Origin of the sequence: Shigella flexneri 2a str. 301, assembly GCF_000006925.2 — a bacterium.
In the GTDB taxonomy this organism is placed as follows: domain Bacteria; phylum Pseudomonadota; class Gammaproteobacteria; order Enterobacterales; family Enterobacteriaceae; genus ECMA0423.
In genome coordinates this window covers 1,079,489-1,094,308 of sequence record NC_004337.2, presented here as the reverse complement: position 1 = coordinate 1,094,308, position 14,820 = coordinate 1,079,489, and the positions used below count along the sequence as shown (strand labels likewise).

General features: G+C 48.2%; 11 protein-coding genes, 1 pseudogene and 4 other annotated features. Of the genes and pseudogenes, 3 read left to right on the top strand and 9 right to left on the bottom strand.

Going from position 1 to position 14,820, the window contains the following annotated elements:
* Window position 1 precedes the first annotated feature (1 nt).
* Window positions 2-1,611, bottom strand: a pseudogene (locus SF1047).
* Window positions 1,542-3,370 (top strand) — a mobile genetic element. It overlaps the preceding pseudogene by 70 nt.
* On the opposite strand from SF1047, the gene SF1048 reads away from it, so the two are divergent.
* Complete coding sequence (locus tag SF1048) at window positions 1,573-1,995, top strand: insertion sequence IS91 protein (RefSeq protein NP_706962.1); 423 nt, start codon at window positions 1,573-1,575, stop codon at window positions 1,993-1,995. It overlaps the preceding feature by 423 nt. The pseudogene SF1047 and the gene SF1048 overlap by 39 nt on opposite strands.
* Complete coding sequence (locus SF1046; RefSeq protein ID NP_706961.1) at window positions 1,995-3,182, top strand: insertion sequence IS91 transposase; 1,188 nt, start codon at window positions 1,995-1,997, stop codon at window positions 3,180-3,182. (Lies within the feature at window positions 1,542-3,370.) The genes SF1048 and SF1046 overlap by 1 nt, the downstream gene beginning before the upstream one ends.
* A 227-nt stretch (window positions 3,371-3,597) precedes the next feature.
* On the opposite strand, the gene mdoH is transcribed toward SF1046, so the two are convergent.
* Window positions 3,598-6,141 (bottom strand): glucosyltransferase MdoH, encoded by a 2,544-nt coding sequence (gene mdoH / locus SF1045; RefSeq protein NP_706960.2) that lies wholly within the window; start codon window positions 6,139-6,141, stop codon window positions 3,598-3,600.
* Window positions 6,134-7,669: a glucan biosynthesis protein G gene (gene mdoG / locus SF1044; protein ID NP_706959.2), complete on the bottom strand. Its 1,536-nt coding sequence runs from the start codon at window positions 7,667-7,669 to the stop codon at window positions 6,134-6,136. Before mdoG ends, mdoH begins: the two co-directional genes overlap by 8 nt.
* Window positions 7,670-8,062: 393 nt before the next feature.
* On the opposite strand from mdoG, the gene mdoC reads away from it, so the two are divergent.
* Window positions 8,063-9,220, top strand: coding sequence for a glucans biosynthesis protein (gene mdoC, locus SF1043; RefSeq protein NP_706958.2), 1,158 nt, complete (start codon window positions 8,063-8,065; stop codon window positions 9,218-9,220).
* Between the two features lie 7 nt (window positions 9,221-9,227).
* On the opposite strand, the gene ymdC is transcribed toward mdoC, so the two are convergent.
* The 6 genes from ymdC to csgB form a co-directional block, all read right to left on the bottom strand.
* Window positions 9,228-10,709: a synthase gene (gene ymdC / locus SF1042; protein NP_706957.2), complete on the bottom strand. Its 1,482-nt coding sequence runs from the start codon at window positions 10,707-10,709 to the stop codon at window positions 9,228-9,230.
* Window positions 10,651-11,184: an RNase III inhibitor gene (locus tag SF1041; protein NP_706956.1), complete on the bottom strand. Its 534-nt coding sequence runs from the start codon at window positions 11,182-11,184 to the stop codon at window positions 10,651-10,653. Before SF1041 ends, ymdC begins: the two co-directional genes overlap by 59 nt.
* A gap of 94 nt (window positions 11,185-11,278) precedes the next feature.
* Window positions 11,279-11,590 carry a hypothetical protein gene (locus tag SF1040; protein ID NP_706955.1) on the bottom strand — a complete coding sequence of 104 codons (312 nt, stop codon included), beginning with the start codon at window positions 11,588-11,590 and terminating at the stop codon, window positions 11,279-11,281.
* Between the two features lie 120 nt (window positions 11,591-11,710).
* Window positions 11,711-12,043 carry a curli assembly protein CsgC gene (csgC, locus tag SF1039; RefSeq protein NP_706954.2) on the bottom strand — a complete coding sequence of 111 codons (333 nt, stop codon included), beginning with the start codon at window positions 12,041-12,043 and terminating at the stop codon, window positions 11,711-11,713.
* A gap of 62 nt (window positions 12,044-12,105) precedes the next feature.
* Window positions 12,106-13,702, bottom strand: a sequence feature ('Similar to Escherichia coli K12 curlin major subunit, coiled surface structures; cryptic gi: 1787279 (152 aa). BLAST with identity of 98% in 532 aa. This CDS has been disrupted by insertion. The sequence has been checked and is believed to be correct.').
* Window positions 12,452-12,551, bottom strand: a mobile genetic element (partial). It overlaps the preceding feature by 100 nt.
* Window positions 12,543-13,593, bottom strand: a mobile genetic element (partial). (Overlaps the previous feature by 9 nt.)
* Complete coding sequence (locus SF1037; RefSeq protein ID NP_706952.1) at window positions 13,227-13,529, bottom strand: insertion sequence element IS600 transposase; 303 nt, start codon at window positions 13,527-13,529, stop codon at window positions 13,227-13,229. (Overlaps the previous feature by 303 nt.)
* Before the next feature lie 40 nt (window positions 13,703-13,742).
* Window positions 13,743-14,198 (bottom strand): curlin minor subunit CsgB, encoded by a 456-nt coding sequence (csgB, locus tag SF1035; protein NP_706951.2) that lies wholly within the window; start codon window positions 14,196-14,198, stop codon window positions 13,743-13,745.
* Between the last annotated feature and the right edge of the window lie 622 nt (window positions 14,199-14,820).

Below are 14,820 nucleotides of genomic sequence, written 5' to 3'. Positions count from 1 at the left end.
ATCATTCTTCCTCTGGATAGCTTGAACTTAAGAGCATATCCTGCGTGAATTGGTCATTAGCTGATTGATTGAAGCTAAAGAAAGATGGTGCATCCGGTCTAACAGTTGCTTCACCAGTGATATTAACTGATAAAGGCTTCTTAGTTTCTGCTGTTAAAGCGTCTACCTTTCTTCCTAACTCTGATACAGCCATAGCTAATTGAGCATTGCTATTAACCATGTCACCTGTGATAGCTGATGGAGTTGATTGTGTGTTATTTACGAAGTTATTCATCGGTTCTTGGAAGTTAGCAATTTTATTAGTTGCACCATTAAACCAGTCAGCGATAGAACTATTGGCTTAGATGAATCACCTTTGTATTCAGGGTTGAAGTTTGTTTCTGTGCCAATACCTGATTGATGTAAGTTCGGATTCTTAGCTGCTTCAGGGTTTAAATTATCAAGAGCAAAATTTACCAACTCAGCATAAAGGACAACTCTACCGACTTTATTTAGCGCACCACCTGAAGAACCAGCCTTGCCAGCTTTAGCTTTATTAACAGCGTCACCGAATGAAGTAACAGCGTTTGCAAGGTTTAACAAGCCTCCTGCTACATTTGCAGCCTTTTGAGCAGTAACAGCCACAGCAAGCATCTTCAGACCATCAATTAACCCATCAGATAAACCATCAACAATTTTCCTCTGAGTGTCATTTAGTGGACGGTAAGCTAATGTCACCTCATCAAAGAACGCCCTTACCCTGTAACTAATATCGGTCAATGAATCGACACCATGTGACATAGAAGTCATGAGACTACCAAGAGATTCACCAAGACTCTTACCACTTCCACCAAGAGCGTTTAAAAGATTGGTTAAGCTTCTTGTAAAATCTTGCAGACCATTTTCAGAACCTCTGAAGATACTATCAAGCGTGGTATTCCAAGAGTTTTTCAAGTTCCCTAGTTGTGCCTGTGTACTTTCTGAAATAGCTTTCCAGCCACCTTTAGCGGTGATTTGTTTATTCAGTTCCTGAGTGACCTTCTGAAGAGTATCGGCAGATTTTAAAGCCCCCTTCTTCATAGCATCAAATAATTCCTGTTCAGTCTTTCCGGTTGCTTTAGCGAATACCTGAACCATACCAGGAACAGCTTCAGCTAGTTGCCCCTTAAGCTCTTCAGCCATAATCTGACCCTTACCAGCCATCTGTGATAATGCTGTCAGTGCTCGCTTAATCTCTTCTTCACTTCGCCCCATCAGACGAGAATAGCCAATCATATTTCTAAAAAGTTCTTCAGAACCTTGAATGCCTAGAGACTCTCTAGCTGAAGCACCGAAACCAGCAAACTGTGATTGCAGTTCAGCGATATCTAAACCCGTTGTTTGAGCTAATGACTTTGTGAAATCTTTTACTTGATTTGCATCTTTAGAAAATACGAAATCAATTGAACGTTCAGCACTTGCACGTTGAAGGCCAACTTCCATTACTCGCTGATAAGCGGATAGTACAGCCTGAAAGCTGATAAGTACACCTGCTGTTTTAACTGCTGCTGAACTTAAATTATCGAGTAGGCAGCCTGACGGCTGCGGCTTGTCATGGTCTGCAATTACCGTTATAAAAACAGGCAATGTCATTGTCTTTCAGGTGGTTATATGGCCCGTTCAGCTAAACCCCGTAAACGTAAACCCGCCTCTCAAAGAAGCAAACTTCCCCGCTATGTCGTGAAGCTTCACGAAGATGATTTTTTTGACGAAGAAGACGCAGAAGTTCTGCGCTTTGATAGTTTTGACGATGCCGTTGAATGCTGCGCAGACCTGAATATTCCGTTCTTTGTGGATGCGGGAAACAAAAAGCTGGTCTTCTGGTTTGTACGTGTTGATGACGAAGGATATCCGGAAATCGCCCGCTGCACGGAGCGGGAATTTGCGACCATTCTTGCCGGTATCAGCGCCGGCGGTATGTACTGCCCGGAGTGTGGCACGGTTCACTGGCCGGACGGAGTCGCCCCGCCCTTCTGATGCTCCCCCGTTTTGCCGATATTTTTCAGCAGGGAAACCGCTGGCTTAACTGGCTGGAGAAACAACCGGAAGGGGCAGTCCGTCCGGTGGTAATTGAATCAGTGACAAAAATCATGGCCTGCGGGACCACACTGATGGGCTACACGCAGTGGTGTTGTTCATCACCGGACTGTTGCCATACAAAAAAGGTCTGCTTCCGGTGTAAAAGCCGCTCCTGCCCGCACTGCGGGGTGAAGGCTGGCGCACAGTGGATACAGTATCTGCTGAGCCTGGTCCCCTACTGCCCGTGGCAGCATATTGTGTTCACACTTCCCTGCCAGTACTGGTCCCTGGTGTTCCACAACCGGTGGTTACTGGCAGAGATGAGCCGCATTGCAGCGGATGTGATACTGGAAATCTGCCATCAGGCAGATGTGGAGCCGGGGATATTCACGGTGATCCACACATGGGGGCGTGACCAGCAGTGGCATCCGCATATCCATTTATCGACAACTGCCGGTGGTGTGACGTCGGGCCACACCTGGAAAAATCTTCATTTTTACGCCCGTAAGGTGATGAGCATGTGGCGCTACCGGATAACACGGTTGCTGTCACGGAAATACCCTTACCTGGTGATGCCGGATGCGCTGGCAGCAGAAGGAAGCAGTAAACGGGAATGGAATCGCTTCCTGGACACGCATTACCGCCGTGGCTGGAATGTCAACGTATCCCGGGTAATGGATAATGCCACCCATGTGGCGGTGTACTTTGGCTCTTACCTGAAAAAGCCACCGGTGCCGATGAGTCGTCTGGAGCATTATGCCGGTCAGGATGAAATCGGTCTGCGTTACAACAGTCACCGAACAAAACGGGAAGAATACCTGTTGATGAGTGGAGATGAGTCCATGGAAAGGTTCTCCTGGCATGTGGCGGATAAGGGGTTCCGTATGGTGAGGTACTACGTTTTTTTAAGTCCGGCGAAACGGCGGTTACTGGAAGAAGTGGTGTACATCATAACGGAGACAGTGAGAAAAACGGCGATGCAAATCACCTGGAGAGGGATGTATCAGAGGTTACTGAAGGTTGACCCGCTGAAGTGCGTGCTGTGCGGGAGTCAGATGCGTTTTACGGGGCTGAAGCGGGGCTACCGTCTGGCAGAGCAGGTCCTGATGCATGAGCCGCTGGCCCGGATGCGGTGGTGCGGCTGAGAGCCGCAGAGGGGAAGTTGCGTCCATTTTGAGGGAAACGGAGCAAAAAACCGCCATTCATACCCTGAATCAATCAGAGCCATCCAGTTTAATCGTCGGTTCCGTTCATATGGAGCAAAAGTGGTGTTGAAGAAACATCCGTTTTGTGGTGTTTTTTTAATCTTTTTGGGGTTTTAATTCCTATCGATCGAGAGTGGTAAAGGAGAGGCCCTGGAAATACCCCACAGCCCCGAAAAAGAGCCAGTCAGTTGCTTAACTGACTGGCATTACGGCATAACGCCGGTATTTTTATTGGCTCGTTGTTTTTGCCGGATGTGGCGTGAACGCCTTATCCGACCTACAAAATCTTGCAAAATCAATAAATTGCAGGAACGATGTAGGCCTGATAAGCGTAGCGCATCAGGCAACTACGTTTTTATTGCGAAGCCGCATCCGGTTTACGCAATGCCAGTGGATTGAGCTTTATCCCTTCGTAATAACTCACCCATGAAGAATATCTTTCAGGGGAATTCCAGACGCGGAAATGCAGACGGGCCATCGTCACCGGATCGCTTAGCAGCACCAGGCGACGATCGCGATTCAGCTTCTCTGGCGTCTCGTTAAGCGCCTGTTCAACGTGGCGGTCACGGGCGATTTCCAGCACCTTACTGGCGCGGTGACGCGCTGTCGCCATTGCGGTTGCCAGAGCGTTAAATGACGGGTTAAACACTGCGTGCATAAAGCCATCGTCAAGGGAGCGTTGGCGATTCATCTCAAGGAACCGATCGGTATCAACCAGCACCTGCGGCGGTGAATACTCTTCCGGGATCAGGAACAGTTTCCAGCGTTTGGTGCGCAGACCAACGGTGGCACGGCTGGAAATCACCGAAACAAACGGTGACAGGATCAACGAGAAGACAATCGGTGCCAGCCAGAACAGGAAACGCAGATCCAGCCACGCCATCCCAACAGCCCACACTAACCCCAACAGCAGCTGTGAGCCGTGGCGTTTGAACGCTTCGCCCCATGAAGTGGAGTCATCATCACGCTGCGGTGAATTCCACACCACTTCCCAGCCAAGGAACGCGCTGACAACGAAGACCGTATGGAACAGCATGCGTACCGGAGCCAGCAGCACGGAAAACAGCACTTCCAGCAGCAACGATAATGTAACGCGCCAGAAGCCGCCGTATTCTTTCGTTCCTTTGCACCAGATAAGCAAAATGCTCAATAACTTCGGCAGGAACAACAGCACCATGGTCGAAGCAAAAAGTGCAATCGCCAGCTCAGGACGCCACTGCGGCCACACCGGGAACAACTGCCGTGGTTGCAGGAAGTATTGCGGTTCGGTCAACGCATGCACTACCTGCAATGCAGTAGAGAGCGCGAGGAACATAAACCACAGCGGAGCGGAGAGATAAGACATCACGCCCGTCAGGAACACCGCACGGTGAACCGGGTGCATACCCTTAACCAGGAACAGACGGAAGTTCATCAGGTTACCGTGGCACCAGCGGCGGTCACGTTTTAGCTCATCAAGCAAGTTAGGCGGCAATTCTTCATAAGAACCCGGGAGATCGTAAGCAATCCAGACCCCCCAACCTGCACGGCGCATCAACGCCGCTTCTACGAAGTCATGTGACAGGATTGAACCGGCAAAGGAACCTTCGCCCGGCAGCGGAGCCAGTGCGCAGTGCTCGATAAATGGTTTCACGCGGATAATCGCGTTATGTCCCCAGTAGTGCGACTCGCCAAGTTGCCAGAAGTGCAAACCGGCTGTAAACAGTGGCCCATACACGCGGGTCGCGAACTGCTGACAGCGCGCATACAGCGTATCCATACCGGACGCTTTCGGCGACGACTGAATGATCCCGGCGTTCGGGTTGGCTTCCATCAAGCGCACCAGGCCGCATAAACAATCACCGGTCATTACCGAGTCAGCATCCAGCACCACCATGTAGCTGTACTGGCTGCCCCAGCGACGGCAGAAGTCATCGATATTACCGCTTTTACGCTTCACGCGGCGACGGCGGCGGCGATAGAAAATCTGACCTTCGCCACCGACTTCAGCGATAAGCTCCATCCAGGCTTTTTGCTCTGCGACGCAGATATCCGGGTTATAACTGTCACTCAGAATGTAGACATCAAAGTGTTTGGCATTCCCGGTGGCTTTTACTGATTCCCACGTTGCACGCAAGCCAGCAAAAACACGGTTCACGTCTTCGTTACAGATAGGCATGATCAACGCCGTGCGATGCTCCGGGTTTAATGGTTCATCGCCAACTGTTGACGCAGATATACTGTATTTATCGCGACCAATAAGCAGTTGCAGGAAGCCCATCAACGCCGTCCAGAATCCGGCGGACACCCAACAGAACAGTACCGCAAAAAGGATCAGGATACCGGTTTGCAGCATATAAGGCAGAAGCTGCATAAAGGAAACCCACAAATCCTGACCAACCATATCCATAGGATTAATCAGCGCCCAACCCTGATAAGGAAGAATGGTCTTCATATACCAGGTCGCGACAACAGTTTGCGCGAGCGTCAGGATCAACAGAATGTAACGGCGGATGGTACCAACGGTACGCCACTTTTGCTCGCTCTCCTGCTCTTCTTTGGTCAAACGAGCCAGATAGCGCGGCGTGACATCGCGTCCACGCAGGCGATCCCAGAAACGGCCTACCGGGTTGGTACGCCACGGGTCGGGAAACATCGAGGAGCGTTTTGCTTCTGGCATCGCCTTAAGCTGATCGCGCCCTTCGTCGTCTTTAATTAACTGTCCATCAGCAAGTGAATCTGGCCAGGCTTGTTCCAGACGCGCCTTTACCGAGCCTTGCGGGGAATCATCCTCCCGCGCCCAGGTGCGGTGTTCGGCATCCAGCGCCTGATGAACGGCGCGGATATCAGTCTTCGGCAATGCTGCTTTCTCGCTTGCGGCGATGGGCATTGCGTCAATGTACTCAGTTGTCTTATTCATTGGCAGGTAACTGGTAGCTCCAGGTTTCACTCAACGTCTGATCGGCATTCACCAGCGCAGCACGCATTTCAGTGATTTTCTTGGCATCTTTCACTTTCACACGCATCACCAGACGCCAGCCTTTGGTAACCGGGTTATAGCGCACCGTGCTTTCAACTATCTCACCATTATCACCAATGCTGGTTTGCGCTGTGACCGGGGTATCCTCTGGCAGTTTTTTCATCTCTGCGCCGGTAAAATCGACCACAAAGGCGATAGTACCGTCAGGCTGGCGAATCAGGTTCGACTGCTTCACATCCCCCGTTGAACGACGCGTTTGTTGCACCCATGCGTTATCTGGCGCATGCAGTTTGTCTTCATCACGGCTGAAGGTGATGGTGTATTTAAAGTTCATCTCTTTACCCGGCTCCGGCAGCTGATCCGGCGTCCAGTAAGCGACGATGTTATCGTTGGTTTCATCGTTGGTTGGAATTTCCACCAGCTCAACGCTGCCTTTGCCCCACTCCCCTTTCGGAGTCACCCATGCGCTTGGACGGAGATCGTAACGATCATCGAGATCTTCAAAGCGGGAGAAATCACGACCTCGTTGCAACAGACCAAAGCCTCGCGGGTTTTCCATGGAGAAGCTGCTGACCGCTAAATGTTTCGGGTTATTCAACGGACGCCAGATCCATTCGCCATTACCAGCATGGATAGACAGACCGTTAGAGTCGTGCAACTCCGGACGATAGTTATTTGCAGGCGACGGTTGGTTCGGCCCAAACAGGAACATACTGGTTAACGGTGCAACCCCCAGTTTGCCGACTTTATCGCGCAGATAGATTTTCGACTGCACATCCACAACCGTGTCACGCCCTGGCATAACCACGAATTTGTAAGCACCTGTCGCACGCGGCGAGTCAAGCAATGCATAAATGGTTAAACGTTTATCAGTCGGTTTTGGACGCTCGATCCAGAACTCTTTGAAGCGTGGAAATTCTTCACCCGATGGCAAAGCGGTATCAATTGCTAGGCCGCGGGCAGAAAGGCCATAAACCTGACCTGCACCAATCACGCGGAAATAGCTGGCCCCGAGCATGCTGACGATTTCATCGTTTTTATCTTTGCTGTTGATCGGGTAAAGCACTTTAAAACCGGCAAAACCAAGGTCTTTTACCGTGTCTTTGTCATGCTGAACATCGCCGAAAGTGAAATAATCCGGGCTGTATTTGATTCGTTTGACTGCGGTGGCAGTCACTTCATTTATTTTGACCGGGGTATCGAAGTACATACCCTGATGGTAGAACTCGAGTTTGAATGGGGTCTTCAGATTGTTCCAGTACGCTTTGTCATGATTAAACTGGATCTGCTGATAGTCCGCGTATTTCATGTCGCGGAAAACGGAGGGCAAGTTGCTTTTAGGCGCCTCATAGCCTTTCCCGGCTAAGGATTGAGCTTGCTTTGCGACATCATCAATACTGAAAGCCCAGCTTGAAGATGTATACAGGGTTAACATTACTGCAGCACTCAACCAACGCATTTTCATCATTTGTAGTTTATGTTTCATAATTAGTAAGCACTTCCCCCTTTGTGTGCTTATATCGATCCGATCTATTTTAATGGATAACCAGCCATTCCGACAACTGAATCCCGGTATCGTTCAGCACGCTGGCTCATGGATTAAGCACCTGATTGCAACCGTTTTCACTTTCCGTGCTTCTCCTAAAGACAGAAGCATCGACTTCGTGTAGGGTTTGCCAGCAAATTTATTTATCAACCGTCTTACAGACGCTTCCATTCTGGTTAGTGGTAGCGATGATGCTATGCATAAAAACCTTGAAGCCTGCGCCTGGCGCGGTCAGGTCGGTGTCGCTATGGCAACAAGCCTAAAGGCATAACCCGACAGGGATAAGACGAAAAATCCGAGATTAGTTAACCATATATGAATCCAGTACCCGCGCAACGTGAATATTTCCTCGACTCCATCCGCGCCTGGCTGATGTTGTTAGGGATCCCTTTTCATATTTCTTTAATCTATTCGAGCCATACATGGCATGTGAATAGCGCCGAACCGTCATTGTGGCTAACCCTTTTTAATGACTTCATCCACTCGTTCCGCATGCAGGTATTTTTCGTTATATCCGGATACTTTTCCTACATGCTTTTTTTACGCTATCCCTTGAAAAAATGGTGGAAAGTACGTGTCGAACGTGTAGGTATCCCGATGTTAACAGCCATCCCCCTACTGACATTACCGCAATTTATTATGCTGCAATATGTCAAAGGGAAAGCGGAAAGTTGGCCTGGGCTATCATTGTATGACAAATATAATACGTTGGCCTGGGAATTAATATCACACCTGTGGTTTTTACTGGTGTTAGTAGTCATGACGACGCTGTGTGTATGGATATTTAAGCGCATCAGAAATAATTTAGAAAATTCTGATAAAACGAATAAAAAATTCTCGATGGTAAAACTATCGGTGATTTTTTTATGCCTCGGCATCGGCTATGCGGTAATAAGAAGAACGATTTTTATTGTGTATCCACCCATTCTGAGTAATGGCATGTTCAATTTTATTGTCATGCAAACGCTATTTTATTTACCGTTCTTTATCCTCGGCGCACTGGCTTTCATTTTCCCTCATCTTAAAGCCTTGTTTACCACGCCGTCTCGTGGCTGTACCCTCGCTGCAGCATTGGCGTTTGTCGCTTATTTACTCAACCAGCGCTATGGCAGTGGCGATGCCTGGATGTACGAAACCGAGTCGGTGATCACCATGGTCCTCGGCCTGTGGATGGTGAATGTGGTCTTCTCCTTTGGCCACCGTTTGCTTAACTTCCAGTCAGCGCGGGTGACTTATTTTGTTAACGCATCGCTGTTTATCTATCTGGTTCACCACCCGTTAACGCTGTTTTTCGGCGCATACATTACACCGCACATCACCTCCAACTGGCTTGGTTTTCTCTGTGGCCTGATATTCGTAGTAGGGATTGCGATAATTCTGTATGAAATTCATTTACGCATCCCGTTACTGAAGTTTTTGTTCTCTGGTAAACCGGTTGTTAAGCGTGAGAACGATAAAGCACCAGCCCGTTAAGCCACATTTACAATAACCATTCCACGGGCAATATCGACGCCAGTCTGACCATAACCCGCTTCCAGAAACTGGTGGCGGGTTCTTTTTTGAGAATAACCTCTTTCTTTGCATGACGATCAACCCAGTTGATCCGTCCCCACCTGTCCAGACGGAGCTGCCAGGCCGCATCGTACTGGCTCTGAATAAAGCGTTTATCAATTAACTGTGCCAGCGTTTCGCTCTCTATCACGAAGCCCATTTCAGTATTGAGCAATGTTGAACGCGGATCGAAATTGAAAGAGCCGATAAACACCGTTTTACCATCGATGCTAAAAGTTTTAGCATGCAGGCTGGCACCGGAATTACCGGTTATGCCGCGATCGTGTAACGTACTGCTTTGTTCACGCGTCGGCTTGAGTTCATATAATTCCACGCCATAGCGGAGCAATTTTTTGCGCCAGCGCGCGTATCCGGCATGGACGACAGCAACATCGTTAGCGGCAAGAGAATTGGTTAGGATCGCAATCTTTACCCCTTTTCTCACCATCCGTAAGAGTTGCGCCACACCTGCGCGTGTCGGTACAAAATAGGAAGAGATAATATCGATGCGTTCACTGGGTGAGCCCATGATATCGAACAGGCGCTGCGGTAACAGTGAATGCCGTTTTGCCTTGCCCTCCCCTTTCGCCGGATCATCACTTAATAAACGTGTCTTCGCCCAGATAAGCGGCAACGTTCCATCAACCAGATGATTTATAAATGGACTGGATTCCATTTTGCGTAAATAACGATGCGTCATGGCATCGTTATGCCAGGAGGCGGGTAACTCGATGCGATCCGCCATTTCACCTTCCGGGACATCCAGCACCTGCTGTAAGGGTGAAACCGATTTGCAATACCAGTAGCGGGCGAAATCATCGGCAACATCCTCTACCACGGGGCCTATTGCCATGACATCTAAATCCGAAAAAAGTGGCTCTTCCCCTGCACCAAAATAGGCATCACCAATATTTCGTCCTCCCACTAGGGTAACCACGCCATCGACAGTGAAACTTTTATTGTGCATCCGGCGATTGAGACGGGAAAAGTCGGTGATATATCCAAGCGGACGTAGCAAGCGAAACGAGAAAGGATTAAAAAGCCGGACTTCAATGCGTGGATGACTGTCAAGCAAGCGCAAAATGTCGTCAAGTCCGGGCGTATTGTTGTCGTCCAGCAACAAACGGACGCGAACGCCACGCTTTGCTGCGGCTAACAGGGCGGAAAACAGTAACCGCCCCGACATATCGTCCTGCCAGATGTAATACTGAACATCCAGCGTATGCTCTGCCATTTCGGCCAGACGATACCGGGCGGCAAACGCATCCAGACTTTTCTCCAGAGGGAAAAGACCACACTGACCGGGATGTTGCGAACACAGTGGCAGCACCGCGCTCGCCAGCCGGGGCAAATCATTCATCTCCTTGTTGGGTAAGGAGTCTTTCGTAGAGGTGGGCGTTTTCTTCATCATAACAGACAAAGTATACCTGTTCGGGTAAAGCGTGACGGGTAATAAATTCTGAAACGGTTTTAACTGCGATTTCAGCCGCTGCCGCACGAGGGTAACTATAAACCCCAGTACTGATTGCAGGAAAAGCCACTGACGTATAGCTGTTTGCCGCCACCAGTCGTAGGCTATTCAGATAGGCATCCTGCAAAAGCTGGTCTTCGTTTTGTTCCCCACCACGCCAGACTGGCCCGACGGTGTGTACTACGGCTTTAGCGGGAAGATCGCCTGCAAGCGTAATAACGGCATGCCCCGTAGGGCAATCGCCCTGCTGTTGCCTGACTTTTAAACAGGCATCCAGCAGGGCCGGACCCGCTGCGCGATGAATGGCCCCATCGACGCCGCCGCCTCCCATTAATGACGGATTAGCCGCATTCACAATCACATCAACGGCCAGTTTGGTAATATCACCCTGCACAACATGAATACGCGTTTTCATAACGCCTCCTTACACCTTCTTGTTTCTTAAGTGTACAGCAGGCTTTTTGGTTAAATCGCATTTTTCTGCTCAGCAACGTGAGTTGTTCAGAAACTTAGTTATATTCGATGTTCATTACAGCCAGCTTTTTCTGTTTATCAAGATACTGCACTTTTACTGAGGCTATTTGCGCGTTTTTGACATTGCCGCTCATTAACGCTTTGCTGGAGTAGGTTTTGCCCGGAATAGAACCATTCTGTGGGCAGTTCATTTCTACGGGTGATGACTGGGTGCTGACGTCACATGCCGGTTCCACAATTTGGCCATAAAAATGGATCACGCCCCCTTGCGCGGTGCTTCCTGCAATGGCAATAAAAGGAAAAAACAAACTGCCGAGCATAAGAGAGTCTAAAAAAGGTCTGAACATTTATTCTATTTCCTCAATGATTAGTCATCCTTGAGGGTTGTGTTATCCATACTTTCAGGTTGGCTGATTCGCAGCAGACCATTCTCTCCAGATTCATCTTATGCTCGATATTTCAACAAATTAAGACTTTTCTGAAGAGGGCGTCCATTGTTGTGATAAATGAAGTGCCTGTCCATCAGAAACAGTAACAACTATTTTCACCCGATCTTCCGGGGAAATATTTAAACTCAACTTCGTCAAAGCAATGGGTTGATTAGCAGGCAATGAGAGGGTCTTTTCTTGCTTCGTCTGACTTTGCCCTGAACTGCCTTCGCGCAGGGACAATATTTGTACTCTGCACAGACAAGATTGAGTAAGAGTAACTTCAGGAATAATGGTGTACATATCCCCTTGCTGGGTCGTATTAAAGGTTATCTGGCTGGAAAGTGCCGCAAGGAGTAATAACGCATTCATATTCTTCTCCCGAAAAAAAACAGGGCTTGCGCCCTGTTTCTGTAATACAAATGATGTATTAATACTGATGAGCGGTCGCGTTGTTACCAAAGCCAACCTGAGTCACGTTGACGGAGGAGTTCGATGCAGTCTGGTCAACTGCAGCACCGTTGCCACCACCGAACTGTTTAACAGTCATTTCAGAATTTTTGCCGTTCCACTGATCAAGAGTGGCGCTGTTACCGAAGCCACGTTGGGTCAGATCGATTGAGCTGTCATCTGAGCCCTGACCAACATCTGCACCATTACCACCGCCATGCTGGGTAATAGTCAAGTCAGAGTTACGGGCATCAGTTTGCAGAGCAAGTGCAGAGTTACCGCCACCGTACTGGTAAATGTTCAGCTCTGAATTTGGGCCGCTATTATTACTGAGGTGTACTGGCAATAGCGGACACTACCATTTGTTCTTTTTTAAGCAGCCATCTGATGATATTTTTCCCTGAAGGCTGCCGGGGAGATATTCCCCAGAAGCTTTCCATCGGAGCGTTGTCGTAACAGTTACCTTTACGCGACATTGATGTTTTCAGACCAGACTGCTCCTGTATGACCCGGTAATCGTATGCGCAGTACTGTGAACCTCGATCAGAGTGGTGGATTAGCCCGGCAGGTGGGCGCTGGCTCCTGAGCGCCATAAACAGGGCTTTACCTGTCAGCTCTTTTGTCATGCGCTCTCCCATGGCGTAGCCGACAATTTCGCACGTATAAACATCTTTGATGCCAGCGAGGTACAACCATCCCTCCTGTGTGGCAACATACGTCAGGTCCGCCACCCAGACCTGATTTGGTGCTGTAGGAGCGAACGTCTGGTTCAGCAGATTTGGCGCAACTGGCAGATTGTGGTTCGGGTTCGTAGTCGCTCTGAACTTGCGTTTCTGCTTACAGCGTAGCCTCAGCTCCTTACGAAGACGTGCCAGTCGGTCACGACCAACGATGATGCCATTCTCTGCCAGCTCCGTCTGGAGCCGCCGGGTTCCATATGTTTCGCGAGTGCGGATATGTGCCACCTTAATCTCCAGTTTTAGCCGCTCATCACTTTGTTTTCTGTCTGAGGGTTCATGCTGTACCCAGTTGTAATAACCGCTCCTGGATACACCAAATACCTGACACATCGCTTCAATGGGAAATTGTTGTCGCCATTGTTCGATTAACGCGTATTTTTCAGCGACTCCTGTGCAAAATACACTGTTGCTTTTTTTAATATATCTCGCTCAAGGCGAGCTTCATTTAACGCCTTACGCAGTTGCAGAATTTCAGATTCCAGTTCAGCCACCGTGCGGGAACCAGGAGTACCGAGCCCTTTTCTGGCGGCGGTAACCCATTGTCCTAAAGTGCCTTCAGGAAGAGATAATCGGGAAGCGCCTTCACTGATCGAAAGTTGATTTTCAAGAACCGTTCTGACAGCTTCGGCTTTGAACTCTTTAGAGTAACGTTGGGTTTTTCTGCTCATTATTAGCTCCTTCTGATGCCATTCTATTTCAGGAAGGAGTGTCCGTTAAACTCAGGCTACCTCATACCGCCACCACCGTGGTTACCGCCGCCGCCGTACTGAGGAACAACACCTGCCAGAGCGCTACCGGAGAATACGATTGCTGCAATTGCTGCTACTTTTAAAAGTTTCATGTAAAACCCCCATCGGATTGATTTAAAAGTCGAATGGTAATTAACGTTGTGTCACGCGAATTGCCATTTGCGACTGTCTCTGCACTACAACTGCCGTTTTTTGAGTACCATACTGTGTAATATTTGCTTTATTACCAGAACCTTTCTGGATAATCATCGCAGTATTACCATAAGCACCTTGCGAAATACTGGCATCGTTGGCACTGCCCGCCTGATCAATATATGCAAGGTTATAATCTCCTGTCTGGTCAATCTTTGCCCGATTGCTACTACCTTCTTGCGCAACAACCGCCAAAAGTTTTGAGCCTCCCTGCCGTAACTGAGCACTATTATTAGTCCCAGCTTGACCAATTATGGCTGCCTGATTAAATGAAGACTTACTCAATTCATTTACCGCGAAGTTATATTCTGAATTAGCTAAATCATAACCTGCTGCGGCTGCAATCCCAGGCGCACCCAGTATTGTTAACATCATAAATAACAATTTGTTTTTCATGTTGTCACCCTGGACCTGGTCGTACATTTAAGAAATTAAATCATTTCAACTTGGTTGTTAACGCAACCTGTATTTTGTTAACGCTGCGTTACGATGGAAAGTATGTCTGCGGAAATATTTTTAATAACTCACCCGCGCGTTGTATTTTTCTTTTTTTGTTCATACCAAAGTATTAAAACCCGCGTAAATACGCTGTTATCTACGCAAAAAATATTTTGTTTTCTCTTAAATCTCCGTTTTCCGCTATCAAAAATCACCAGACAGTCATTCTTCTTGCCCGTCGCTGATTGCTGCGATATGTCTTGCGCACAAGCCGTGACAAACCTCGTCTTTTTGCAGTAAAAAAATTGTCCACGGAGGTGTGGAGAAAAAACAAAAACGTTTTACATGACGAAAGGACTACACCGAAATATTTTTTATATGTATTATTAGTAAGTTAGCACCATTTGTATGATTTTTTAAAATTGTGCAATAAAAACCAAATGTACAACTTTTCTATCATTTCTAAACTTAATAAAACCTTAATGTTAACATTTTAATATAATGAGTTACATTTTGTTACATGTTTAACACTTGATTTAAGATTTGTAATGGCTAGATTGAAATCAGATGTAATCCATTA